Below are 25,926 nucleotides of genomic sequence, written 5' to 3' on the forward strand. Positions count from 1 at the left end.
ACCGGCTCCACCACCGCCGGACGCGCCATCGGCCGCACCTGCGGCGAACTGCTCCGCCCCGTCACCCTCGAACTCGGCGGCAAATCCGCCGCCGTCATCCTCGACGACGCCGATCTGGCCGCGAACCTCGAATCCTTCTACGCCGCAACCCTGCTCAACAACGGTCAGATCTGCTGGCTCGGCACCCGCGTCCTCGCACCCCGATCCCGCTACGCCGAGATCGTCGACACCATCACCGACCTCGCCAAAGGACTGACCGTCGGCGACCCGCTGTCCGACGCCACCCAGATGGGACCACTCGTCTCCGCCCGGCAACGTCACCGCGTCGAAAGCTACATCGACAAGGGCCGCTCCGACGGCGGACGCGTCACCACCGGCGGCCGTCGACCCGACAACACCGACCACGGCTGGTTCGTCGAACCCACCGTCTTCGCCGACGTCGAAACCGGTCACACCATCGCCCAGGAGGAAATCTTCGGACCCGTCCTGTCGGTGATCCCCTACACCGACGAAGCCGAAGCGATCGCGATCGCCAACCACTCCGACTACGGACTCGGCGGCTCCATCTGGACCGCCGACCCCGAACGCGGTGCCCAGTTCGCCCGGGGCATCGCCAGCGGAACCGTCGGCATCAACGGTTACTCCAACGACCCCACCGCCCCCTTCGGTGGCATCAAGAACAGCGGCCTCGGCCGCGAACTCGGACCCGAGGGCCTTGCGAGCTACCAGCAGCTCAAGAGCATCTACCTCGACGTTCGATGACCCGGTCGGTGCGGCCGTGCGACATCCGCACGGCCGCACCCCCTCACCCAGACAGAAGAACGGAGACGCGGTGACGAAGGACGAATTCACCATGCTCGACTTCGCGGTCAAGTGGGCACCCTTCGGAGGCGGAGACGAACACATCCTCCCCGAATTCGGCGTTCTCCCCACCGTGTTCTACCGCAGGTTGCAACGTCTCCTCACCCGCCACCCCACCCTTAACGACAGCGTCCGGCGGCGGCTCGACGAACTCTGCACCCTCAAATTCGCGTCAATCCATCCGGACAAGCGACGGTCGTATTCGCGCGTTCGCACCGCGGGGTGAACCCCACCACCGAGCGCGGTCAGTCGAGACCGGCGATGCGACGCCAGTGCGCGTGCGCGGTGGGGGTCCACTCCGCGCGCAGGTCTCGCAGGCGCCGCGCCGCCTTCAGCCCACGCCAGTCGGGCAGCAGCACCTCGGGCAACCGGGGATCCATGTAGGGCATACGCCGCAACGCGTCCGCGAGTTCCAGGTGCGCGAACAGCAGCTCGTCACCCGGCTCGAACGTGCGGGCGTCGAATCGGTCGAGGAGTCGGTCGTACTCGTTCTCGGCGGCGTCCAGATCCCATGAGCGGCGGACGAGTTCCTCTTCGGGGATCCCGGGTACGGCGAGCGCCCCGACGAACGAGACCGTGCTGGAAGCCAATCCGAGGGCCTCGATGGTTCTCGCCGCTTCCGCGGCGCGGTCGACGTGGGGGGTGACCCAGACGCCGGGCGTCGGATTACCGAAGCCGGCCCACCGCAGCGCGGCATACAGTTTCTTGCGGGTCGAGCGGTGCGACTCCGGGATCGGCACATTCACGACGAGCCACCGCCCGTCCCATTGCGTGGTGTCCACGTCGGTGGAGAACACCCGGAGTTCCCCTTCGGTGAAGAGCCGATGCGCCTTGTCCGTCAACGTCCACAGCGTCTCGCGACCGTTCCGGTCTGCGGCGATCAGGCCCGCGGATCCCGTCCGCGCGACAGCCTGCCGGGCGGCATGCTCCCCGTATCCGAGTCCCTTGAGGACGTAGAGAAGCGCAGCTGTCCGCACCGGCTGCCCGTAGGGTTCGACGAGCTCACCGAGCACGGTGACGAGGACGGAGCGCGCACTGCCGGTCGACGCCACCTCCTTGTCGGGTGTGGGCACCTGTTTCGAGTCGGACGGTTTCGAGTCAGACATGAGTGTCATCGTCGCGCATCGGGTCGCCCCTGTGCCACGACACCCCTTCTGGGCCGGTCATCGATCGTCATCGACACCCCAGTCGCGGAAGACGGCCTCGGTGTCGGCGCCGGGCATTCGGGGCGCGTCGTATGTTGCGTCGTGCGCGCTCGCGAACCGCGGTGCCGCGGCCGGCTGACGTTGTCCGAACGCACTCACGATCGTGTTGCGCGCCGAGATGTGCGGGTGATCCGGCACTTCGTCGAGGGACAGCACCGGTGTCACGCAGGCATCGAGCCGGGCGAACGCCTGTACCCACGAGTCCCGGTCCCGCGTGGCGAATACCTCGGCGAAGTTCTTCCGGAGCGTCGGCCAGGCCGACTCGTCGTACTGATCCGGCAGACCCGCCGGGTCGAGTCCCAGCCCCTCCAGCAACTGGGCATAGAAGACCGGTTCGACTGCGCCGACCGCGATGTACCGCCCGTCGGCGCACTCGTAGGTGTCGTAGAAGGGTGCTCCGCCGTCGATGACGTTGGTGCCCCGCCGATCGGACCACAGCCCGTTCTCGGTGAGTGTCCAGAACATCGTCATGAGCGCACTCACCCCGTCGACCATCGCGATGTCGACGACATCTCCGACCCCGGTCTGTGCCCGCGCGTACAGGGCGCCGAGAATGCCCATGACCGCCTGCATCGAACCGCCGCCCAGGTCGGCGACAAGGTTGAGCGGCGCAAGCGGGCGTTCGCCTTCCCGTCCGATGGCGTTCAACGCACCGCTGAGTGCGAGGTAGTTGATGTCGTGACCGGCGTAGGGCGCGAGGGGGCCGTCCTGGCCCCACCCGGTGATCCTGGCGTACACGAGCCGAGGGTTCCGCTCGCGGCACACATCGGGACCGATGCCGAGACGCTCGGCCGCACCCGGTCGGTAACCCTCGATGAGGATGTCTGCCTTGTCGACCAGTTTCAGCACCTTCGCGAGGTCGGCGGGATCCTTGAGGTCCGCACTCACGGAGCGGCGATTCCGCAATCCCGCGTCCTTGTCCACGGGCAGCAACTGCGTCACGCCCCCGGGACGTTCGACTCGCACCACCTCGGCACCGAGGTCCGCGAGCAGCATCGCAGCGTGCGGCGACGGGCCGATTCCGGCGAGTTCGACGATCTTCAGTCCATCCAGCACACGTTTCACAGGAACCTCCGAAGGGGGACGCCGCGGCTCTCAACGGCTAATGTTTGACAACTATAGATACTATCTATCCAATAACGTAATATCTCAAGTCAGGTCGCCGCGACGCAGTTCGTCAGTCGTCGCAGTGTCACCGTCCACGAAGTCGAGAGGCTAGATGTGAGCGAACTGGATCCGACCGTCATGTCGTCGCTGCGAGCCACTGCCGATGACCCGGTCACCTACGCCCAGGCGTGGAAAGTGAAGCGCGGGAAGCAGGTGATCGGTTCCTTTCCGATGAACTTTCCGTCCGAGATCGTGCACGCGGCAGGCGCGTTGCCGGTGATCGTGCAGGAGAGCCGCACCCCGATCACGGAGGGGCGCAACCTGCTTGCCGAGTTCTACTGCGGCTACACACGTAGCGTCGCCGACCAGGCCGCGGTCGGCGAACTCGACGTCTTCGACGGCTTCGTCGCCGCCGACCACTGCGTGCAACTCCTCGGCGCGGTCGACGTGATCCGCTGGACGCGACCCGAGAAACCCGTGCACTTCGCGCAATTCACCAGCGCGATGGACGATCCGTGGACCAAGCCGCGCGTGGCGGGCCGAGTGCACGAACTGAAGCACGAGATCGAAGGCGTCGTCGGCGCCACGATCACGGACGCGGCTCTCGCCCACAGCATCCGGGTGTTCAATACGAATCGACGCCTGCTCCGGAAACTCTACGACCTGCGGCGTACCGGCCGTGCGCGCATCACCGCGAGCGACATGCAGGTGTTGGTGAAGTCGAGCATGGTGATGGACATCGAAGAACACAATGCCGCGCTGAGCCACCTCCTCGATCGCCTCGATTCCCATGCCGACGCGCCCGACGATCTGGTGCGGTTGCATCTCTCCGGTCACTTCTGCCACGCCCCTCGCCCCGAAGTCCTCGATGTGATCGAGGAATCCGGAGTGATCGTCGTCGACGACGACCTGTACACCGGATTCCGGTACATCTCGACCGACGTGCCCGAGCACGGCGACCCATTGGCGGCGCTGTCGGAGTGGTACCTGGACCGCAACGACAACGCCCCGTGCCCCACACGAGTCACCGTCGGGGTCGATTGGGACACCTACCTGATCGACTCACTCGAGAAGAGCCGCTCCAACGGCGTCGTCGTCTTGATGGCGAAGTTCTGCGAACCCCACATGCTCTACTACCCGGAGCTACGCAAGGCGCTCGACGCGCGCGGGATACCGCTGCTGCTCCTCGAGACCGAGCACGAAGGCAACCCCGTCGAGACGCTCCGCACGAAGATCGAGACCTTCGTCGAGCGCATTCGCCGCCAACCTGCACCCGTCCCGTCCTGAATTCGACTCACCCTCAGAGGAGTTCGCAATGCCGATCGAACAGACCAGCAAGGAAAAGACCCGCCGCTTGTCGAGTACACGGGCCGGCGGCAAGATGGTGGCCGACTACTGGGAGAACATCTTCACCGCCAAGGAGCGCGGAAAGCACGTCGTCTGGTACAACGGCGCCGCACTGAACCCGCTGTTCCAGGCCGCGGGCCTGGAGTGGTGCCACGGCGAAGCATTCGCCGCCCGACTGGCCGCCCAGCACCTCGAAGGACCCGCCCAGGCGGCCGGTGCCGAGTACGGCTACATCGGTGAGCTCTGCTCCTACGCGCGAACACATTTGGGCTGCGCCGTGCTGACACACCAAACCGCCAGACCGGGAGACCGGCGTGGTCGGCATGGTCGACCAGCAGGAACTGGCAAGCAAACTGCCTGCCCCGGACTTCTTCGTCAACGGCTACGCCGGATGCAGCACCGGCCAGCAGTGGGATGCCATGACATACCGGGTCTTCGACCGCAAGCTCCCGCTGTTCAACGTCTCGATCCCCATGCTGTGGGGCAACAAGCCCGACGCCGGGTACATGCGGGGCGAGGAGTGGACCGAGGTGAGCAAGTACGTCGAGGAGCAGTTGCGCGAGCTCATCACCTTCCTCGAGCACCAGACCGGGAGACCGTTCGACTGGGATGCGCTCAGCGAGAGCATGTCCTACATCAAACGCGCGTCCGAGTTGCGACTGGAGGGAATGGCACTCTGCACGCAGGCACCCACGCCTGCGACCTACTGGGACTGGGTCGCGAGCATCGCCCCGATCAACTTCCTGCCCGGCAACCAGGGGCTCGTCGACTACTTCGCCGGCGTGAAGGCCGAACTCGAACAGCGGGTCGCCGACGGGGTCAGCGCGGTCGCGGACGAACGCTACCGCGTGTACTTCGACGGCATCATGAACTGGAACAAGCTCGGCTTCCTCACCCGGAAGTTCGCCGAGTACGACGTCGCCGTCGTCGCCGGCCGCTACACCCACGAATCCTTCTGGCAGGAGCCGCAGCTCATCGACGTGGACAATCCCCTCCGGGGCATGGCACAGCACTACCTGCTCTGCCCACTGAACCACGGATTGAAGAACCTGCAGGAACTCCTGCTCCGGCGCCTGGACGAGTACTCCATCGACGGGATCGCGTTCCACTCGACCCGGACGTGCCGGGCGATGACCAACCCGCAGACGATGCTCGCCCGCGCAGCCGAGTCGGAGCGTGGCGTCAAGTCGTTCTTCTTCGAAGGCGACGTCGCCGACGCGTCGTTCTACAACGACGAACTGTTCGACAGTCGACTGGAGGCCATGCTCGAGGCCATCGACGTACAGCGGATGAAGTCAGCGGTCTAGCGCATGACTACCGGAAGTTGGTTCGTCATGGGCGTCGACCTCGGGTCGACGACGGCGAAGGCCGCTGTGGTCGACGAGAGTGGCGCCCTGGTCGGGTCGAGTGTCGTCCAGATGGGCGCGGTGAGCCGCGAGGCGGTCGCCCGTGCGATGGACGGTGCTCTGGCCGCCGCGGGCGCCTCGCAAGCTGACATCCGGCGCACCATCAGTACCGGCTACGGGCGCAAGCTGGTCCCAGGCGCGGACCGCACGTTCACCGAAATCACCTGCCACGCCCGCGGTGCCGCAGCCCTGCACCCCGGTGTGCGACTGGTGATCGACATCGGCGGACAGGACAGCAAGGCGATCATCGTCGACGACGACGGCCTCGTGGAACGGTTCGCCATGAACGACCGGTGCGCGAGCGGGACCGGCCGCTTCTTCGATGTGCTCGCGAGGGCACTGGAGGTCGACGTCAGCGCAGTCGGCGAACTCGCCCTCGCCGGTTCCGAGACCCTCGAAGTCAGCAGCATGTGTGCCACGTTCGCGGAAACCGAGGTGATCTCACTGCTGGCACAGGGCCGCGACAAAGCCGACATCGCGGCGTCGGTGCACAAAGCGGTCGCGGCGCGCACACTCGGACTGGTGGCGCAGGTGGGTAAGGCAACGCCGACGGTGATGACGGGCGGAGTGGCGAAGAACCCGGCCGCGCGTCTGCACGTCTCGCGTGCACTGGGTCATCCGGTGGAAGTACTCGATCAGCCCCAGATCGCGGGCGCGTACGGTGCCGGACTGCTGGCGCGTGACGACTACGCAGGCGGAACCGTGTCACCGGCATCATCCGACGCCGCGACGGAGGAACAAGTCCAGGTGAGTCTGTCGGCCGGAACACCCCACTGCCAGGACTGCGACGGCAGCCCCGGCCATCCCCATCCCGGCACCGGCGAACCGGTGCCCCTCGAACTGCAAAGGAACATCCGATGAGTACAGACACACGCGAAGTCTGGGTGCCGGACCTGTCCGAGGCCACCGTCTACATCGTGGGCGGGACGAGCGGAGTCGGCCTGCAGGTCGCCCGTCAGTTGGTCCGGGCGGGCACCCAGCGCATCGGTCTGGTCGGCCGCGATGTCGAGCGCGGAGAGAAGGCGGCGACGGAGGTCCGATCACTCGCGTCGGGTGTCTGGGCCTTCTTCGCCTCGGGCGATGTGAACGACCCGGCGGAAGCGACCCGGGTGACCGAGGAACTGAGTGCTTCGCTGGGAGCGGCTGACATCCTGATCAACAGCACGGTCAGTGCCTTCACGCCGAACCTTCTCCACGAGACGCGACCCGAAGACGTTCCCGCCATCCTGTTGCAACAGGCTCTCGGTCCCCTCAACATGTGCCGCGCCGTACTTCCCCACATGCGGGAGAAGCGCGGCGGCGTGGTCGTGAATATCGCCTCCGACGCTGCCAAGCACCCCACACCCGGTGAGTCCGTCATCGGCGCCGCAATGGCCGCCATCGTGATGTTCTCCAAAACACTTGCGATGGAAGCCAAACGCGACGGCATCCGCGTCAACGCGGTGACGCCGTCGCTCATCCGGGACACGGGCGCCTACGACCGCGTCATGGCCGAGCCGTTCAGCGCGAAGCTGTTCGAGAAGGCCGCCCGACTGGCGTCGCTGGGGGTCGCCGAGCCGGCAGACGTGGCCGACCTCGTGTTGTTCCTGTGCAGCCCGCAGGCCCGCCGGATCACCGGTCAAGCGGTGAGTCCGAACGGCGGCATCTCGGCAGGGTGAGGGATCGGTGACCGCCGGCAGCCCCCATCCCAACAATTTGACTGATTCACAGCTATCAGCTCCACGGATGTATTACATTTCTTCTGACCGAGACAGCACCTCACAGCCGATTCCGGCTTCTCTCGGTAGCGGGCGCACGCTCGCCCCCCAACTCCCCCGCACACCGCACAGCCGAAGGCAGGATTGCATCATGCCCCTCGAAGAGTCTCTCTGGCCGGCGACACCGAGCTCAGGCGTCCGCGACATCACCGTCGGCGACCTGCTGCGCGAGGCCGCGACAGCAGAACCCGACCGCCTCGCCCTCGTCGACGGAACTCCCGATGCGGCCGAACGGCGAGAATGGACGTACCGTGAACTCCTCGCCGACGCCGAGGATGCGGCCAGGGCACTGCTCGCCCACTTCGCACCCGGCGACCGGATCGCGATATGGGCACCCAACAGCGCCGACTGGGTGATCCTGCAACAAGCGATCGCAATGGCGGGAATGGTGGTGGTGGGTGTGAATCCCGCCTACCGCGCCCACGAACTCGAGTACATCCTGCGCCAGTCCCGCAGCGTCGGACTCTTCTACCGGGAGACCTATCGCGGCGCAGACCTCACGAAAGTTCTGACGGAGGTCCGGCTATCGCTGCCCGCCCTCCGCAAGGTCGTCCCGACGAGCGAGTGGCGAGCGTTCGTCGCGACCGGGGATCCGGCAACGGAGTTTCCCGTCGTCGCACCCACCGCCCCGGTGCAGATCCAGTACACGTCCGGGACCACCGGGTTCCCCAAAGGTGCACTGCTGCATCACAAAGGCATCGTCAACGAAGCCACCTTCGTGTTCGAGAGGGCGGGGAGGGTGGACCATGTCGTCTGTGTCAACGCGATGCCGATGTACCACATCGGAGGCGGCGCCGTCACCGAACTCGGGACGTTCGCCGCGCACGGAACCTACGTCGTCCTGCCCGGCTTCGACGCCGCACTGATGCTCGAGATGCTCGAAACCTGCCGCGGAACACACTCACTGATGGTCCCGACGATGCTCATCTCGCTTCTCGAGCATCCGGATCGCCGAAGTCGTGCCCTGTCGAGCCTCCATACCGTCCTGTCGGGCGCCGCCGCAGTTCCCCAGTCGCTGGTCGAACAGGTCATCGACGAACTCGACTGCCAATTCACGATTCTGTTCGGGCAGAGCGAGATGCACGGAGTGATCAGCCAGACCAGGGTCACCGACGACCCTGCCGATCAGGCGACCACCGTGGGCCAGCCACTGCCGGAGCTGGAAGTGAAGATCATCGATCCCGTGTCCGGTGAGGTTGTGCCGATCGGCGAGCAGGGTGAAATATGCTGTCGCGGTTACCAGACGATGCTCGGATATTCCGACATGCCGGACGAAACGGCAGCGACGATCGACGCCGACGGATGGTTGTACATGGGCGATCTCGCCACGATGGACGAGCGAGGATTTCTGCGGATCACCGGACGCCTCAAGGACATGATCATCCGGGGCGGACTCAACATCTACCCGCGCGAGATCGAAGAACTACTGTTCCAGCACCAGGACGTGGCCGAGGTGGCGATCGTCGGGGTTCCGGACACCCGATGGGGCGAGCAGATCGGCGCCGTCGTGCGACCCTCGGACCCGGCAAATCCGCCGGACGCGACCGAATTGAAAGCCTGGTGCCGCGACCGAATCGCGGCACACAAGACGCCCTCGCTGTGGTACTTCACCGACGGACTCCCCATGACGCCCACCGGCAAGATTCAGAAGTTCCGTGTACAGCAGGAGATAGCATCCGGGGCACTGACCGCCACACACCTCGACGACAAGACGGCGCCGGAACGCCTGTCCAACAGTTGATTCGATGTTCGGGACAACCGGGTGGGCGCGGACCCGATCTCGGATCAGCCCGCGTCTACGCACGCCAGGTTCTGTCTGCTAATTGCGCAGTCGGTGGGTTGTGATTATGGAGGCAAGGATTACGCCGCCGAGGTAGGTGATGGCGTACGTGTCGTAGCGGGTTGCGACACCGCGCCAGTGCTCGAGTCGACGGAAACCACGCTCGACGGTATTCATCGGCGGCACCTCGAGCGTCTCTGCGCCGGGGCCGCAGTCCCGCGATCATCACCGCCCAGGAATCTCCGCAGCCGGCGTCGGTGACGCCGCGGGTCGTCGCGACTACACCGCCCAGGGACCACAGGATCAACTCCAGGTCCGCGTCGGTGGCATCATTGCGGATGCGGCCGTGCTGTTTGGCGTGCGCCAGCAACTCGACGAGGATCTGACGATATTCATTCTCGAGAACGGTGGTCTTCGTCGTGCCACACGCGCGACAGGCATCCGCGGTTCGACGCGTTGACGCCCGAATCCTGGTCAATGGTGGACGAAAGGGACTGCAACAATCCCGAACCTGCTCCCGCCGCACATAGGGGTGAACGTGAGGTCACTGGAGTATCGGCCCAACCCCAACGAGCCTTGCTCTTGGTCACGAGCTCAAGAATTCTCCCTGCGTGTTTCGACGACCCATGCCGCGACCTGCGCGCGCGAGGAGAACCCCAATTTCGCCAGGAGGTGTTCCACATGCCCTTGAGCGGTGCGAGGAGAGATAACCAAGCGAGCAGCGATCTCCTTATTCGTCAGGCCCTCGGCGATCAGATCAGCAACCTCCCGCTCACGCTTCGTCAGGTGTGCGGCGGGATCGCCAGGCGGCGACTTCGGAGGATGGAGTTGCTCACCCAAGGCATATGCGACCGCGGCGTCGAAACCTAGCCCCGCGCCGTCCCGATGCGCAGATGCATAAGCCTCCTTACTCAAGGCGAGCCGCGTCGCGCCTTCCCAGGCTTCCTGGTACTCGCTCAGATTGGGCAGTACGACAATTGGGCTTCCCACGGACCGGCTGAGCTCCTCCGATGCCCCCATCAATACGACTGCACGTCGTGCGTCTCGGTCCTCGGCTGCGATCCATGCCAGCGCCTGCAGGCACAGGCTTGCGTTGAGCCGGTCGTTCACTTTGAGGTCGATTTGCAGCGCCTGTTCGAGGAGCTGGACGCCTCGTTCACGATCGCCGCGGCGCCACACGGCGACCGCCAGCCCCCAAAGGGAGTACGACCGAAATACCGATTCTCCCCGTGCGTCGGTGATTGACAGAACACGCTCGTAGCTTTCGATGGCCTGTTCGGTGTCGCCGAGGAACTCGTCGGCCAAACCGAGGCCGATCAGCGCTGTTACCTCAACTACATCGTTGCGTTTGGCGTATGTGTGGACAGCCTTTTCGAGGTGGGCACGTGCGTCGAGGGGCTGTCCACCGAACAGTGCGGCGTAACCGATCGCACTGTCGATGTGGGCGAGTGTCAGCGGATCGCGTGTCAGGGAAGCGAGCGCGTGTGCTTCGTCTACCAGGGCTGCCGCCGCCTGCAGGTCCCCCTGGATTCCGGTCATCATGCTGCCGACATAGAGCGCTTTGGTGCGATCGGCGGTCGGCTCGGCCTGCTGACGGGCCAGGAGCCGGTCGAGCCACCGTCTGCCTTCGCTGAGCAGACCCCGTGAAAGCCAGAACGGGTACAGGGCGGCGACGATCCGGAGTCCCCGGTCGGGGCTCTCGGAGACACAAAACTCCAATGCCTCCCGCAGATTCGGGTGCTCCCGCACGAGTGTGGCGATCGACGCGAGCTCGCGAGAGCTGATCCACTGCGATTCGGCGTCAAGTGCCAGTCCTTCACACCAATCCCTATGTCGCTGAGCCAGTTCGGAGTACTCGCCGCCCTCACGTGCCTTTTCTCGACCGTAGTCGCGCACGGTCTCGAGCATGCGAAAACGCACCGCGGCGCCCGCCGGCTCCCGTATCAGGATCGACTTGTCGACCAGGAACGTCACCGTATCGAGGAGATCCTGCGGGGTCACATCGGGGCCGCCGATATGTTCGGCAGCGTCGAGATCGAAGCTGCCGGCGAATATCGAAAGCTGCGCCCACAGGCGCTGCTCCGCCGGTGTACACAGGTCGTAGCTCCAGTCGATGCACATCCGAAGCGTTTGCTGTCTCGACGGCGCATCCCTGCTTCCCTGGGTCAACAATACGTACCGGTCGGTCAAGCGTTGCAGAATCTGTTCCGGAGTCATCGCCCGCAACCGTGCAGCGGCAAGCTCTATCGGTAACGGGAGCCCGTCCAACCGCTGGCAGATCCGAGCGATGGTGACCTTGTTGTCCTCGGTCACCTCAAACCCCGGGACCGCGGTGGCACCCCGTTCGGCGAACAAAGCGACCGCGTCGTTGCCCGCCAGCCCCCGCGCTAGCAGGTGGTCGGGATCTGGGACGCCGAGCGGTGGAACAAGCAGCACCGCCTCCCCGCCGATGCCCAGTGGTTCGCGGCTGGTGGCGAGAATCCGAAGCCGAGGGCACGTGCGAAGCAGGGTTTCGGTGAGCTTGGCGGCTGCGGACACCAGTTGCTCGCAATTGTCCAATATCAACAGTTGTTCTCGCGCAGCAAGGAACTCGACAAGCACCTCGCGTATGGGTCGCGCCGATTGATCACGTAATCCCAGCGCATTTGCCACCACCCCCGCTAGCAGCAACTCGTCGCGCAACTCCCCGAGCTCCACCAGTGTGGTGCCGTCTGAGAAGTCACGGCGCACCTTGGTGGCGATACGGAGCGCCAGACGGGTCTTCCCTACCCCGCCGGTGCCGGTCAGAGTCAGCAGCCGCGAGCTCGACAACGCGTTGGTCGCCTCGGTCAACTCCGTGCGCCGGTCGACGAAGCTGGTCAACTCCAGCGGAATTTGACCCCCCCGACCCGAATCCGCCGACCACGACGGTGCAGGCCACCCCGCATTTTCGGTAGGCGAGCCTGACGCCGCGCCTACCTCGGGGACGTGAATGGCAACCTCGTCGACCGCGAATCCATGGCGTAACTGGGATTCGCGCAGATACTGGCTCAGCTCCGCGGCGGAAGGGCGAGCGTCCGGGTCACTGGCCATGGCCTGTTCGATGATCGCACTGACGTCGTCGGAAACACCGTGCTCACGGGGGTTCGGGACCGGCTCGGCCGTGATCCGCAGGAACTGTGCCATCAGATGCTCGCCGCTGCGGCGTTCGAATGCAGCGTGACCAGTGAGCGCCGCGAACAAAGTGGAACCGAGCCCGTACACGTCCGCGGACATGCTCGGAGGACTTCCGGCTACCACTTCCGGGGCGATAAAGGCCGGCGACCCAGTGACGACCCCCGTGGTGGTCTCGAACCCGCCGGTAATGTGCGCGATGCCGAAGTCCGTCAAGGCCGGCTCGCCATAGTCGGTGAGCAGTATGTTTGCGGGCTTGATGTCGCGGTGAAGGATGCCAATCCCGTGAGCGGCCTCCAGGGCGCCCGCCATCTTCACGCCGAGTCGGAGCACCTCGTCCAACGGAAGCGGGCCGTGGCGCCGGATTCGGGCGTCGACAGAACCTCGCGAGTGGTACGGCATCACGATGAAGGGGCGGCCGTTGGCGGTAACGTCGGCGTGGAGGATATTGACGATGTTGGGATGGCCAGTCAGTCGGCCCGCCGCACGCTGCTCTCGAATGAATCGTTTCCGGTTCTGTTCATCGAGATCTGCGGTGAGCACCTTGACAGCTACCGAACGCTCAAGCGATGGCTGTGTGCAGCGATACACGATTCCGAATCCGCCACGGCCTATTTCGTTAGCATCCTCGAACCCCGCCGCTGCGAGCTCCGCCGTGACCATGCCGGACACGTCGCGTTGAGTCGCGAATGGATCCATGTTATCCATCGACACATCTCTTCATCGTGTACGTCGAACGGCCCTAAACCCTACTGAGTAGCACCTAAGGATATCGCCAGGCGCTCCACCTCGGTCGGGAACTTCTGGCTCGTTGGAGTTGAGCGGAAGGGCATGGTGCAGGGGATTCCCGAGTAACTGATCATCGTCTATCAACTCCCAACCGCAGCGACTGGGAAGATCCAGAACCTCATTTCCGAAAGCAGCGGCCAAACGGGTCGCCGACGCCTGAACGGCGCTCACCGCCGACAGCGGTTCATCCTGAAAGGAATACTCCATGGACTCCGAATCGACGAGGCAACTCCGTCAGGGGTTGTTCGGTATCTGGTGTGCCCCAGTATTCAGCGTTATGGTCCTCGTCGGTTGGCTCGGGATAGCGCATTTCTGGCTTCTCGCGCCGGCCGATCTCGGACCTGAGGCCACTAAAGAATTCTTCACTGTCACGCATCGCACCGGAATGATTTGGGGCAATTCGATTTTGATCGTCGCATGCGTATTCATAGTCATCGCATCCATCCAATTCGGGTTGGTTCTGGCGGAGATCGAAGGTCGACGGCCGTTGTGGTCGATCACCACGGCCGTCGGCGGAATTCTTATCGCACTCATCGTCTTCCTGGACGCGACGTTCTGGATCAGTGCTGCGTACCGGCCTGAGGCCGGTGCCGATATAGTGGTCGCGTTGAACGATCTCTCGTGGCTCGGCTTCCTGCTGGGCTGGGTGTTCCTGTCGCTCCAGATGGTGGCCAGTGCGCTGGTGACGTTGGGTGACCGGTCACCAAATCCCGCTATTCCACGATGGGTCGCCAAGCTGTCCCTCGTCGGTGCAGTGCTGGTGGCGTGCGCCGGGGGTCCGGCCTTCACACATACTGGACCGTTCGCGTACCACGGATTGCTGGCCTTCTACATGCCGATGGCGATCTGGGGCCTCTGGCTCGACGCTCACGCGTTCTACCTGAGACGTGCACTTCGAAAAGGCCTCGCCGCATCCAATTTCGAGGTGCACCCCGGGCGTGCGCCTTCCCCTTCTACAAGCTAATCGGAATCCCGGTTTGGAACGGCTAGGGTGAGCCGACGCCTGAATTGGGCACACGGAAACCATTGGTCCCCAGCCGCGCTCACGCGGCGTCGGCGATTTAAGCGAAGCGGGCTTCAGATCGTCGTGGGAGGTACCGAGTAGCGCCGACACCTATCACTCGGCCGAACATCGGCGTTCGGCTCGGCGAGTACCTCGTATCGGGTCTCGTACACCTGGCTCTCGGCTGATTCGAAGCCGAGGGGTAGCGACTGCAAGAAACTCGGACCTCGTCCGACCCAGTCGAGCCGTCGAGCTCGAGCGCCGTTCACGAGCCGTTGCGTACCTCGGACAGGAGGATTCGGTCGAGTTGCGCTGCGTTCGTAGCCTCGAAGTAGTTTCGTTTGCGAATACTGGCAACGGACTCGAGCCCGTGGCCGCCGGATCGCGCTGGCAACTCGGCGGGTTGCACGACGTGACTGCACCGTGCGAATCCGTATGCGCGTATTCCGGAGATCGACAATGAGGCGACCGAGCGCTCGTTGCTGCTCGGGGCCGAGCTCGGGGAACGTCGCGAGTACAGAAGTCGGGCGGCAGGTAGAGGCGGCGGGCCGCCACAGAGAGCCCCTAAACCGGGTTGTGCACCGCGGTATTACTGCTCGTCCCAACACGCTGGGACTGGTCCGAACGGGTCCGGCGCAATCTACGCGCCGGTCGCCAGACAATGAACCCGGCCATGCACATTCCAGGCCGGGTTCACCGTCACTCAGTCGAGCTTCAACGCTCGGGTCGGGCACCGCCGCACTGCTTGCTCGACCTTGGGACGCTCAGCTTCGGCCGGGGTTTCGTCGACTACGTCGAGCTCTCCGTCGTCATTAATGCTGAATACGTCAGGTGCTGCGAACTCACATTGACCATGCCCCTCACAGAGATCCCAGTCGACCACGATCTTCATCATGAACCCTCCTTTTCGACGCGGACAAGCAAACGCTTGAACGCATTGAACTGGTTGGTATGCAATCGGTCCGGCGGCCCGACCGGGCGGATCCGAAGTCCGCGGTCAAGCAGCGCCCGGAAGAACGCGGTGACCTCGGCCCGCGCCAGGTGCGAACCCATGCATGCGTGAATCCCCCAACCGAAGCCCACGTGGTCGTTGTCTGCGCGGTCGATCTTGACGACGTCAGGATCGGGGAAGATTGCCGGGTCCCGGTTCGCGGCCTGGAACCAGCAGACGACCTTGTCGCCGGCCCGGATGGTCTGACCGTCCCAGTTGACGCCCTTCGTCGCCGTGCGGCGCATGGCGCGGATCGGAGTGATGTAGCGCAGCATCTCCTCGATCGCCGAGTTCAGGAGTTCTGGTCGGGCGACCAGTTTGTCCCACTCCCCCGGGAACTCGTCGAAGGCGAGGACGGCTCCGGTGATGAGGTTGCGCGTGGTCTCGTTGCCCGCACCGACCAGAACGAAGTAATAGGCCGCGAGATCCTCCCAGGACAGGGGCCCGCCCTCGAACTCAGCGTGTACCAACCGCGACACCAGGTCGTTCTTGGGTTCAGCTCGCCTCGCCGCGGTGAGTTCTTCGAAGTACGCGAACATTTCCGACCGCGCACGCTCCTTTTCGTCCGGCGTTCTCATGAACTCCGGATCGTCCGAGATCACGCGGTTGGTCCAGTCGAGGAGCAGACCGCAGTCGTCGAGCGGCACGCCGAGCACCTGGCCTAGAACCTGGATCGGCAGTAGGGCGGACGCCGAATGAACGAACTCGACCTCGTCCCGGGACGAGATATCGTCCAGGATGGCAGCGACCGCTCGGTCGATCACGTCCTGCCATTCCCGGACCTTGACGGCCCGCAGATGGGGGGCGGCCAGTTTGCGCAGGCCGGTATGCCGCGGCGGATCGGTGTTGTGGACGGTGCTCGTCCCGCCCTCAACCTTTCGGCTGAGGATCTGGGTCCCCTCGCCGTTGACGAACGTGTGCGGGTCGTTGACCACCTTGATCACGTCGTCGTACCGGGTGACGGACCAGAAGCCCGGCCCGTCCGACTCGTCATTCCAGTGCAGCGCGTCCGTGATCCGGAGGTGCGCGAGGACGGCATTCTCTGTGCCGTCGATGAACGGTGCGAGATCCATCAGGTCGACGGATGATTCGTGTTGTTGCAATGTCATGAGTAGCTCTCAGTGTGTGGGTACGTTGCTGGAAAGGCGTTGCCGGAATGCAGAACTTCCACAGCGATTCCGCGCCCACGGCGCCCCGGTCAGCTCGGTCGTCATCGCGCTCTCCTCGTTCGTCCGGTCAGTTCTCGAGGAGGTAGACCTGGCCGTGCTCCCCGCTGATGGCGAGGCGCACGTTTGCTCCGTCCGCGGGGATGGTCTCGCCTCGTGAGGTCTGGATGCCCTCGGTGAACTCGGTCGACATCACACAGGGGATGCCGAATTCACGGGACAGGATCCCGAGGTGGCTTTCGGGTGCGCCCTGCAGCGTGATGAGCCCGGCGACGCCGGCCATGAGTGCGGGCGACATGAACGTGGTGGTTCCACCCCGGGAGATCACGACAGTGTTCGTCACGTCGGGCCCGTCGATGAAGTCCAGCACCTCTTCGGGCGAGTCGAGGAAGCGGATCGTGCCGACTGCTTCGGCGTCGGATGTGTAGGCCTTGATACCCGTCCCGATCAGTTTGTCGGTCACGGCGTTGGTGCTGGTCATTCTTCCTCCAGTGGGTGGGCGTAGCCTGCGACAGGCAACCGCCGTTGAATATTGGACCAATTGCTGGAATTGTGTAGCCAATGTCACAATGCAGTCAATCGTTCGGGGCCCGAACGGGCTTGTTTCCCTCTTTCGGGGGAGGCCCGGCAGGAGACGCCTAGGGAAACATCACACCTCGGGCGCTGTCGCATTCGCGACCTGAACCATTGAATGCCGGATGATCGGAAGTGGTTTCGTGAAGAAGCAAGATATGGATCCGGCGGTGCAGAACGCCGTGCAAACCATCGTCGACGCGGCCCGGCAGTTGGAGACCGACCCCCGCACCGCGGCACGCCGCGTCGGTGACGCGTCCAGCGCGCTCGAGGCTCTCGACATCACAGAACGCGCGCTGTCCGCGTACTCGGCCCCCGACAACCACGAACTCCTCCTCGACGTACGTGCTGCACGCGCAGACGTCCTGGCCTACGAGCTCAGCCGCCAGCGTTCGATGCTGCCGATGCTGACCGCCGCGCTTGCCCGGTTGCGCGCGACGTCGACCATCGACGACCTCGTCGAGTCGATCCCCATCGAGAGTGCTGGACTCGGTTACGAGCGTGCGATGTTCTCCTGGGTCCACAACGAGTGCTGGGTACCGCGCTCCATGTACACGACGAGCGGACCGGAGGAGGGGCGGTCGATCCTCGACGCCGGCGCGCCGCCCTACCACCACACCCGCGATCTGATGGAAGTCGACGTCGTACGCAAGCGCCGACCGATCCTGGTCCTCGATGCCGTCACCAATCCGCGCGTCCATCCGGCGATCTCCCCGGTCTCCCGTTCCAACACCTACGTCGCGGCTCCCGTCGTGGCGCGGGATCATGTCGCCGCGTTCGTCCACGTCGACCGCAATGCCGCCACGGGCACTACCGACGAGTTCGACCGCGACCTCCTCGCCTACTTCTGCGAGAGCATTGGCGTGATGCTCGATCGTTTTGTGGCAGCGAAGGTTCCGGCCGAGGAGGCGCTGCCGGGCTCTCCGGTCTCCGACTGGATCGACGCGCTGACCGTACGCGAACGCGAAGTACTGCGGCTCCTCGCGACGGGACTGACGAACGCCCAGATCGGTGCCCGGCTGTTCATCAGCGCGGAGACGACCAAGACGCACGTGAAGAAGCTGATGCGCAAGCTGGGGGTGAGTAATCGCTCGCAGGCCGGTGCGATGTACCACCGACTCCATGCGTCGGTGGATTCCGGCGGCAGCGCCCACCCGCGCGAGACGCCGGCCTGAGCCGGACGCCCCGCGCGGCTGCGCTGTGTCAGAGGTGGATCATGCCCTCGCCACTCGTGCGTGATCACGTCCTCAACGACCCGGGTTACCCGTGGTCCGACGCGGTCAGCGATCTGCCGTGGTCCGTTTGACCCTGGTCATGTTCTTCGAGGGGGAGCAGCAGATCGACAGCCGCGTCGTCGACATCGGCACGATGTTCACGAACCCGGCAAACTATCTCAAGTACCTCACCGGATACGCGGTGTACGTACCTCGGAGGCCGCCTCGTCGTGATGGGCGGGGGCAACGGTTCCGGTCGCGCCTTCGCCGAGCACCACACCGCGGGGCGCATCGCGAAGGTCCAGTCGCACGACCGTTCCATCGGGCGGCACCATCTCTCCGCGGGCATTCACCTCCCCGGCCGTGAAGGTGACCGACATGATGCAGGGGATGCCGTACTCGCGCGACACGATGCCGAGGTGGCTGGTCGGGGCGCCCTGCAAGGTCAGCACGCCACGTGGACCGGCGACCAGCGCGGGCGTGAGGAAGGTCGTGGTGCCGCCTCGGGCGATAACCACGCACTCGTCGATGTCGTCGCGGTCGACGAAGTCCATTACGGCGTCGGGTGAGTCGAGCCAGACGGCCCGGCCTGACACCTGTTCCGTGTCCTCGAACACGGCGACGCCGGCACCGATCGCGCCGAACGTGGTCGGACTGTCGACCGTGGTCACGACACGCTCCCATTCTTGCCCCCGGGCGACAGTGCGGATTCGAGAGATCCGATGTCGCGGTTGACCGACAGCACCGCCTTCGCCTCCGTCGTGTCGAACGTCTCGGCCATCATGGCTTTCCGACGTGCCACGAACTCCGGGTGCCAGCCCTCTTCGATGTGGATCAGGCCCGGTCGGCCGGCGACGACACAGTGCCCGCCGGCGTCGTGGGATTGGAGTCCGCCGGCCGGCCAGACCGCGAGCGCCGTGCGATCTTCGGCGACGATCTCGGTCTTCCGGCCCAGCGCGTCGACGAGGACGAATTCGGCTGCGGTGTAGGAGTAGTGCTCGCGGTCGCGCGTGATGTCGACATCGATCGAGGTGATCGGCGACTGTTGCCCGTCGCGGTCGACGTATCCGAGGTGATACGTCTGGTCGAGTGCCGAGCCGTGCAGGAAGTTGATGGCGATGTCGGGACCCGACTGCACGTTGACCCACCGATATTGGTGGATCGCGGTCCAGTCGCGACGCCCCCACGAGTGGTCGCGATGTCCCGTCGTGTCGAAGGGGATGACCCGGTCTCCCACCGTGAGCGTTCCGTGTACCCGTCCACTCTGCTCGAGCCGGTTGTTGGCCAGCCAACTGGGGCAGCCGCCCTCGTTGTCGTGGTACGTGAACGCTGGTGTGGTGGCACTGAAGTGGTAATCGAGGGCCACACCGTCATGTTCGAAGAAGACGTGTGCGTCCTTGTGTGGTGCACCGTGCCTCACGGTCAAGGGACCGACGGTCCAGTCGTCGAAGTCCGCGTCCGGTGACACGGGGACTCCCTCGGTGTGGAACTGCGCGAATCGCTCGTTGTCACGACCGAACACGAGTCCCATCGAGCCCGCTTCATGGGAACCGTTGACCCAGGTGTAGGCGATCACCCCGAGGTCGTGCTCGGGCAGGAACAGGATGAAAATGAGGCTCTCTCGCTCCAGCGGGCTGTCGGCCAGTCGGTGGCGGCGGTCGTCACGGTCGGTAAGTGCGGCGCTGGTCATGGCTTCCTCTCGATCAAAACTGATGGGGTCGGGTGTGCTGACGTCGGCGACTGGCCGTTCACGACTTCGGCCGGACGCTGGGGAAGCCGTCGCCCATCATGAACACGGGCGCGAGAATCTCACCGGCACGTCCGCTCGCCAGAGTGGGCCACGCCTTCTTCGTGAGCTCGGTGGGTGCGTCGAACCCGCCCTCACGGATTCGGTCCCAGATCCCTACCCGCTGCGCGATCGGCCTGAGAAAGTCGTGGGAGTACACCTTGATTCCGTCCCAGATCTTTTCGTCGACGCTCTTCTTCGCGTACATCCGATAGAGGGCGAGCACACCTTTCTCCGCCTGCGCGGAGATCGCCCGCATCTCGTCGTCGTCGAGTATGCGCAGTTCCGACATCGGTGTGTCCATCGTGTCGCGGGCAAAGACGACGACGCGGTCGAGCCTGTCGAGGTAGGTCGACGGAGTGGTGAACGTCGTACCGATGTCGTTGATGGTGACGTCGATGGTGTCGTCTCGGAACACCATTACCTCGGTCACCGCATACGGCATGCCTTCCGCGACATCCGCCCACGGGTACACCGGCTCGTGCAGGAAGTGGTCGCGCACGAGTGCGAACCCGCCGCCGGGCAGCGGGTACGGGCCGGTGTCGCCCATGCCGAGTCGATTGTCGTAGTGCAGCATGAAGCCGAAAAGTTCTGTGGCCGCGTTGAACCTGCGGAAGACGGCGCGATGCTCCGGGTCCTCGACAGACACGGCTGCTGCAACCAGCGGATCGAGTACGTCGCGATCGAGGTGCGGAAGCGTGAAGCCGTGACCCGACGCCAGCCCGGGACCGTCCCCCCACGTGCCGTGCCACAGCCGGCGACCGAACTGGATACACGTCTCCACGTCGGACCGCGACGCCACCGGATCGACGAGATCCAGCTTGACGCCGACGCCGCGCCCGAGAATCGCCATGAGCGCACACGCGTAGTTCCGCAGGTGATTCACCTTCGATCCGACTTCGCGCTTGGAGACCCGGCCGAGGTCGACGAGACCGTCGACACCGACCTCGGCGGTGATCGCGCGCATCGCCTCTGGATAGACATCCCATTGCTGGACGAACGAGAGCGTCTCGTACTCCTGGCGTGGGATGAGCCCTGACTCGCCTTCCGTCGAGCGTGAGGCGATCAGCTCCCACAGATTCCACGCCATGTAGTCGAACCAGCTGTCGATCTGGTCGTCGTCGAGGTGGTCGGGCCTGATGTCGGCCGCGGTCGTGTCGACGAACGGACGCGGGTCTCGTCTCCGCATCTCCGCATCGCCCGCGACCCCACCGGGTACCTCCGCCATGAACTTCTCCACGAATGCAGCGAAGTCGATCATCTCAGTCATTGTGTCTCGCATTCTCGCCAGTTTCGGCATGACCATTCCGTATGTATGACCACACCGCGGTACCCCCGCCACACTGCCCTCCTGGCGGCGTCGCGCCCATCCCCCGAAAGAGGGAACTGTGGCCTGTATCACGATTCGGGCTTCCGCCGCGTAGGTCGGCGCTGTTACGTTACGGCCATTCCAATAACGGTCAGACCAAACAAATTCCCGGGAGGCAATTGTGACGTCGGGTGTCTATTCCTTCGATCACGACCACGGCGCGCCGGCCCGAGAGCTCGGCGAGCTTCTGGGCGGCAAGGGCGCCGGGCTGGCGGAAATGACTGCGGCACTGGGGTTCAGCGTGCCGCCCGGATTCACCATCTCGCTACCCGTGTGTCGCGAGTACCTGTCCGACGGCTGGCCGCCCGCCCTCGACGACGCGCTCCGGGAACACGTCGACGCGCTGGGCGCGACAATGGGCCGGCGCCTCGGCGATCCGCACGACCCACTTCTCGTCGCGGTCCGCAGCGGCGCCCCGGTGTCCATGCCCGGCATGCTCGACACAGTCCTCAACCTCGGCCTGAACGACGACACCGTCCACGGGTTGGCGCGCTCGTCCGGTGACGAGTGGTTCGCGTGGGACAGTTACCGCCGTTTCGTGACGATGTTCGCGACCACCGTGATGGGCGTGGACGAGGCGACACTCCGCATCGGTGACCCGGGGCGAACGGCCGACGAGGTCCGCGCGCACGTCGGACGCCTGCGCGCGCTCGTCGAGCAGCACGCGGGCCGGCCGGTCCCGCACGACCCCATGCAGCAGCTGCGCGAGGCGGTGGAAGCGGTCTTCAGGTCGTGGGGGTCGGACCGGGCCCACGCGTACCGTGCCCACGAGGCAATCGACGGTGACCTCGGCACTGGCTGCAACGTCCAGGCGATGGTGTTCGGTAACCGCGGACCGTCGTCCGGGACCGGTGTCGTATTCACCCGGGACCCTGCGACCGGGGAACCCCGCGCGTACGGTGACTACCTTCCCCGAGCGCAGGGTGAAGACGTCGTCGCCGGCACCGCGAAAACCGTGCCGGTCCAACACATGGCCGAACATCAGCCCCTGGCCTACGCCGACCTCACGGCGGCGCTGCGCCGACTCGAAGTGCACTATCGCGACATCTGTGACGTCGAATTCACCGTCGAGGACGGCCATTTGTGGTTGTTGCAGACACGCATCGGCAAGCGCGGCGCGGTCGCCGCAGTCCGGATCGCGGTCGACCTCGTCGACGATCCGGAGGTGAAGCTCACCGAGGCCGAAGCGCTCGACCGGGTGCCACCGGCGCTGCGAGCGAAGGCCCGCGCGGAGATCATGGGCCGCTGCGGCGCAGGCGGCCCGGAGGAGGACCTGCTCACGACCGGACTCGGCGCCTCGCCCGGACGAGTCACGGGACGGGTGGTGTTCACGGCCGACGGAGCCATGGACGCCGACGACGACGTAATCCTGGTCCGCGCCGAGACGAGTCCGGAAGACGTCGCCGGCATGGCGGCATCGGTGGGCATCCTCACCACACGCGGCGGACTCGTCAGCCACGCTGCCGTCGTCGCCCGCGGGTGGGGTGTCCCCGCGGTCGTGGGCGCCGACGAACTCACCCTCGACGGTGACACGATCGTCGGCATCAAAGGAGTGAAAGTGACTGTTGGCGAGACGATCACGATCGACGGCAGAACCGGATGCGTCTGGCGTGGGACCGTGGTCGGAACCTCGACCGGTGGCGACGTCGTGGCCGCGCAGCTGCCGCAGCTCGCCCGGCTCGAGCAGTGGGCACTCGACCGAGAGGTGTCTCCGGCATGAGCGGCCCGTTTCCCGGTCACGTCGTGGTGGTGGGTGCCTCCCTGGCGGGGTTACGAGCGGTGACCACCGCCCGCGAGAACGGGCACACAGGACGCATCACGCTGGTGGGCGAGGAGTCCCATCTACCCTACGACCGGCCACCGCTGTCGAAGGAGTACCTCGCGGACGGTCCCCTCACCACGGCCCACCACCTCCCCGACGCCGACACCCTCGCCGACGACCTCGACGTCGATGTACGCACCGGTACCCGAGCGACGGGCATCGCACTCGACGAGCACGTACTGACAGTGCACGAGGGCGAGATCCATTACGACGCAGCGCTGATCGCCACCGGCGTCCGGCCACGCACGCTGCCGGGGTCCGACCACCTCGAGGGTGTCCACACACTGCGTAGCCTCGACGACGCGGCCTCGGTCCGCGCCGGACTGGACGCCGGCGCCCGCACCGTGGTGATCGGGGCCGGGTTCATCGGTGCCGAAGTGGCCTCGGCCGCCCGGCGCCGAAGTCTCCCGGCCACCATTCTCGAGATGCAGAACGCACCCCTCGTCCGGGCGGTGGGGAGCACCGCGGGCATCGCACTCGCGGCCCTGCACTCCCGGAACGGCACGGACCTGCGGTGCCGGGTCACAGTCGAGGCACTCCTCGGAGACCGCCGAGTGGAAGCGGTTCGACTCGGTGACGGGACGGAGATCGCAGCCGACCTCGTCGTCGTCGGGATCGGTGCCGACCCGGCGACCGAATGGTTGACATCCTCCGGACTCGGCCTCGACAACGGTGTCGTCTGCGACAGCACACTCCATGCCGGCCACGACGTGTGGGCGGCCGGAGACGTCGCGCAGTGGACCAACCGCCTCTTCGATCGCCGGATGCGTCTCGAGCACTGGACCAACGCCGGAGAGCAGGCAGCCCACGCCATGGTGAACCTGCTCGACCCCGCGCGAGCCACGGAGTACCACCATGTCCCCTACTTCTGGTCCGACTGGTACGGGCAACGCATCCAGTTCGCAGGCCTCCCGATCGGCGAACCCGTCGTCGTGAGCGGTCACTGGGGCGGCGAAGCGTTCGTCGCGCTCTATCGCGAGGGCGATCGGCTGATCGGCGCCCTCGCGCTCAATCGACGCGGCGACATCATGAAATACCGTGCACTGCTCGCCCGCGGCGCCGACTGGAACGCGGCTCTCGACCTGGCGAGCCGACGCAACGCATCCGCTCCCATCCCGGCCTGACCGTATCGACCCAGGAGTCCATTCCATGCAGCAGCACACCGACGTCTTCATCGCAGGGCGCTGGGTCCCGTCACACTCGGGCGCCCGCACCGACGTGGTGAATCCGACCACCGAGGAGACGTGGGCCTCCGTCCCCGATGGCGACGAGCAGGACATCGACGACGCCGTCACTGCGGCCCGCGACGCGTTGCCGAGTTGGGCCGCGCGCAGTCCGTCCGCACGGGCAGCGTTTCTGCGTCGCCTCGCCGACGAGATCGACCGGCGCGCGGCCGAACTCACCCGGATCATCACCACCGAGAACGGCACCCCGATCGCCGAGAGCAGCGCGGCACCGGCACACAGCGCCGCACATCTGCGCCTCACCGCGGGACTCGCCGACCTGCTGACGGGACCCGATGTGCGGCCGAACCCGATGGCACCCGGAAGCTCGGTGGTCCACCGGCGGCCGGTCGGTGTCGCCGGACTGATCACACCCTGGAATTTTCCCCTGGGGCTGGTCGTCATCAAGCTCGGATCGGCGCTTCTCGCCGGATGCACCGTGGTGATCAAGCCCGCCCCGGAGACCCCGATGGCGACGAGGCTTTTGATGGACGCTGTCGACGCCGCCGGCATTCCCGCCGGTGTGGTGAACCTGGTTACCGGCGGCACCCGAGCCGGCATGGCCCTTGTCGAGCACCCCGGTGTCGACAAGATTTCCTTCACCGGTTCCACGGACGTCGGGCGCGCCATCGGCGCGTCGTGCGGTCGTCGGCTCCGGCCGGTGACACTCGAACTCGGCGGCAAGTCTCCGGCGATCGTGCTGGACGACGTCGACCCGGAGTTGCTGGCGCAGAACGTCTTGAAGGTGTCGATGCGCAACACCGGCCAGACCTGCAAAGCGTGCACGCGGCTACTCGTGCCGGCTTCCCGCCACGACGAGCTGGTGGATCTCGTCGGAGACGTCGTCTCCGCTGCCCCGGTCGGCGACCCCTTCGACCCGGGCACGTTCTTCGGCCCCGTCGTCTCCGCCCGGCAGCGCGAGCGCGTGCTCGGCTACCTCGACCTTGCTCAGCGCGAGGGCGCGAAGGCGGTGACCGGAGGCGGACCCGCGACCCGATTCGACCGGGGTTACTACGTGGAACCGACCGTGTTCCGCGACGTGACACCGGAGATGCGCATCGCGCGCGACGAGGTCTTCGGTCCGGTGCTGGCAGTCGTCCCCTACCGGGATCTCGACGAGGCCGTTGCCATCGCCAACGACTCCCCCTACGGTCTCGCCGCCACCGTGTTCGGTGAGGACCTCGACCGCGCCGCGGCCGTCGCCGAGCGTCTCGAGACCGGGAACGTCGGGATCAACCACTACGGGTCGAACGCGGCGGCGCCCTTCGGTGGGCACAAGGACAGCGGACTGGGTACCGAGTTCGGGCCCGAGGGCCTCGCCGCCTACCTGCAATACACCTCGATCCACCGTCAATTCTGAGCAGAACGAGAGAA

The 25,926-nt window shown here is 65.5% G+C and carries 21 protein-coding genes and 1 pseudogene; 12 read left to right on the plus strand and 10 right to left on the minus strand.

Annotated elements, in window-relative coordinates:
• Window positions 1-762, plus strand: a 762-nt coding sequence (locus tag AZG88_RS16515; protein WP_156517512.1) for an aldehyde dehydrogenase family protein, incomplete at its 5' end; no start/stop codon positions are given.
• Between the two features lie 91 nt (window positions 763-853).
• A complete protein-coding gene (locus AZG88_RS16520) occupies window positions 854-1,087 on the plus strand; it encodes a hypothetical protein (protein WP_404818767.1) in 234 nt (77 codons plus the stop codon).
• 19 nt (window positions 1,088-1,106) lie between these two features.
• Here the strand turns inward: AZG88_RS16520 and AZG88_RS16525 are convergent, their stop codons facing one another.
• Window positions 1,107-1,976 (minus strand): PaaX family transcriptional regulator, encoded by an 870-nt coding sequence (locus AZG88_RS16525; protein ID WP_005250854.1) that lies wholly within the window; start codon window positions 1,974-1,976, stop codon window positions 1,107-1,109.
• 48 nt (window positions 1,977-2,024) lie between these two features.
• Window positions 2,025-3,131, minus strand: a complete 1,107-nt coding sequence (locus AZG88_RS16530) for a CaiB/BaiF CoA transferase family protein (RefSeq protein ID WP_061698291.1) — start codon at window positions 3,129-3,131, stop codon at window positions 2,025-2,027.
• A 156-nt stretch (window positions 3,132-3,287) separates the two neighbouring features.
• Here AZG88_RS16530 and AZG88_RS16535 point away from each other — a divergent pair, with 156 nt between their 5' ends.
• From AZG88_RS16535 to AZG88_RS16555, 5 genes and pseudogenes are all read left to right on the plus strand, one after another.
• Window positions 3,288-4,460, plus strand: coding sequence for a 2-hydroxyacyl-CoA dehydratase subunit D (locus AZG88_RS16535; protein ID WP_061698292.1), 1,173 nt, complete (start codon window positions 3,288-3,290; stop codon window positions 4,458-4,460).
• 28 nt (window positions 4,461-4,488) lie between these two features.
• Window positions 4,489-5,827: pseudogene (locus AZG88_RS16540) on the plus strand (2-hydroxyacyl-CoA dehydratase subunit D).
• A 3-nt stretch (window positions 5,828-5,830) separates the two neighbouring features.
• Window positions 5,831-6,787, plus strand: a complete 957-nt coding sequence (locus AZG88_RS16545) for an acyl-CoA dehydratase activase (protein ID WP_025433321.1) — start codon at window positions 5,831-5,833, stop codon at window positions 6,785-6,787.
• Window positions 6,784-7,584, plus strand: coding sequence for an SDR family NAD(P)-dependent oxidoreductase (locus AZG88_RS16550; protein WP_025433322.1), 801 nt, complete (start codon window positions 6,784-6,786; stop codon window positions 7,582-7,584). Before AZG88_RS16545 ends, AZG88_RS16550 begins: the two co-directional genes overlap by 4 nt.
• Before the next feature lie 190 nt (window positions 7,585-7,774).
• Window positions 7,775-9,424, plus strand: coding sequence for an AMP-binding protein (locus tag AZG88_RS16555; protein WP_061698293.1), 1,650 nt, complete (start codon window positions 7,775-7,777; stop codon window positions 9,422-9,424).
• A gap of 78 nt (window positions 9,425-9,502) precedes the next feature.
• Here the strand turns inward: AZG88_RS16555 and AZG88_RS51725 are convergent, their stop codons facing one another.
• Together AZG88_RS51725 and AZG88_RS16560 are read right to left on the minus strand one after the other, a co-directional pair.
• Window positions 9,503-9,640: a hypothetical protein gene (locus AZG88_RS51725; protein WP_442971720.1), complete on the minus strand. Its 138-nt coding sequence runs from the start codon at window positions 9,638-9,640 to the stop codon at window positions 9,503-9,505.
• Between the two features lie 417 nt (window positions 9,641-10,057).
• A complete protein-coding gene (locus tag AZG88_RS16560; RefSeq protein WP_061698294.1) occupies window positions 10,058-13,324 on the minus strand; it encodes a protein kinase domain-containing protein in 3,267 nt (1,088 codons plus the stop codon).
• Between the two features lie 286 nt (window positions 13,325-13,610).
• Here AZG88_RS16560 and AZG88_RS16565 point away from each other — a divergent pair, with 286 nt between their 5' ends.
• Window positions 13,611-14,369: a hypothetical protein gene (locus AZG88_RS16565; RefSeq protein WP_061698295.1), complete on the plus strand. Its 759-nt coding sequence runs from the start codon at window positions 13,611-13,613 to the stop codon at window positions 14,367-14,369.
• Window positions 14,370-15,111: 742 nt separating this feature from the next.
• Here AZG88_RS16565 and AZG88_RS16575 read toward each other — a convergent pair.
• The 3 genes from AZG88_RS16575 to AZG88_RS16585 form a co-directional block, all read right to left on the minus strand.
• Window positions 15,112-15,303, minus strand: coding sequence for a ferredoxin (locus AZG88_RS16575; RefSeq protein ID WP_442971719.1), 192 nt, complete (start codon window positions 15,301-15,303; stop codon window positions 15,112-15,114).
• Window positions 15,300-16,508: a cytochrome P450 gene (locus tag AZG88_RS16580; protein ID WP_061698297.1), complete on the minus strand. Its 1,209-nt coding sequence runs from the start codon at window positions 16,506-16,508 to the stop codon at window positions 15,300-15,302. Before AZG88_RS16580 ends, AZG88_RS16575 begins: the two co-directional genes overlap by 4 nt.
• 127 nt (window positions 16,509-16,635) lie before the next feature.
• Complete coding sequence (locus AZG88_RS16585; RefSeq protein ID WP_061698298.1) at window positions 16,636-17,046, minus strand: PEP-utilizing enzyme; 411 nt, start codon at window positions 17,044-17,046, stop codon at window positions 16,636-16,638.
• 235 nt (window positions 17,047-17,281) lie between these two features.
• On the opposite strand from AZG88_RS16585, the gene AZG88_RS55015 reads away from it, so the two are divergent.
• Window positions 17,282-18,313, plus strand: a complete 1,032-nt coding sequence (locus AZG88_RS55015; protein WP_156517513.1) for a helix-turn-helix transcriptional regulator — start codon at window positions 17,282-17,284, stop codon at window positions 18,311-18,313.
• A 227-nt stretch (window positions 18,314-18,540) separates the two neighbouring features.
• Here AZG88_RS55015 and AZG88_RS16595 read toward each other — a convergent pair whose 3' ends face one another.
• From AZG88_RS16595 to AZG88_RS16605, 3 genes are read right to left on the minus strand one after another with little or no spacing between them, the layout of a single operon-like run.
• Window positions 18,541-19,023 (minus strand): PEP-utilizing enzyme, encoded by a 483-nt coding sequence (locus tag AZG88_RS16595; protein WP_063886815.1) that lies wholly within the window; start codon window positions 19,021-19,023, stop codon window positions 18,541-18,543.
• On the minus strand, window positions 19,020-20,042 hold the full coding sequence (locus AZG88_RS16600; RefSeq protein ID WP_061698300.1) for a DUF7064 domain-containing protein: 1,023 nt from the start codon (window positions 20,040-20,042) through the stop codon (window positions 19,020-19,022). Before AZG88_RS16600 ends, AZG88_RS16595 begins: the two co-directional genes overlap by 4 nt.
• A 58-nt stretch (window positions 20,043-20,100) precedes the next feature.
• Entirely contained in the window at window positions 20,101-21,399 is a 1,299-nt protein-coding gene (locus AZG88_RS16605; protein ID WP_231914038.1) for a hypothetical protein, read from the minus strand.
• A 229-nt stretch (window positions 21,400-21,628) separates the two neighbouring features.
• Here AZG88_RS16605 and AZG88_RS16610 point away from each other — a divergent pair, with 229 nt between their 5' ends.
• The 3 genes from AZG88_RS16610 to AZG88_RS16620 are packed head-to-tail and all read left to right on the plus strand — an operon-like array spanning window position 21,629 to window position 25,912.
• Entirely contained in the window at window positions 21,629-23,227 is a 1,599-nt protein-coding gene (locus AZG88_RS16610) for a pyruvate, phosphate dikinase (RefSeq protein WP_061698301.1), read from the plus strand.
• Window positions 23,224-24,453, plus strand: coding sequence for an NAD(P)/FAD-dependent oxidoreductase (locus AZG88_RS16615; RefSeq protein WP_061698302.1), 1,230 nt, complete (start codon window positions 23,224-23,226; stop codon window positions 24,451-24,453). Before AZG88_RS16610 ends, AZG88_RS16615 begins: the two co-directional genes overlap by 4 nt.
• Before the next feature lie 25 nt (window positions 24,454-24,478).
• Entirely contained in the window at window positions 24,479-25,912 is a 1,434-nt protein-coding gene (locus tag AZG88_RS16620) for an aldehyde dehydrogenase (protein ID WP_061698303.1), read from the plus strand.
• Window positions 25,913-25,926 lie beyond the last annotated feature (14 nt).

Origin of the sequence: Rhodococcus sp. LB1, from assembly GCF_001583455.1 — a bacterium.
GTDB lineage: Bacteria > Actinomycetota > Actinomycetes > Mycobacteriales > Mycobacteriaceae > Rhodococcus_F > Rhodococcus_F opacus.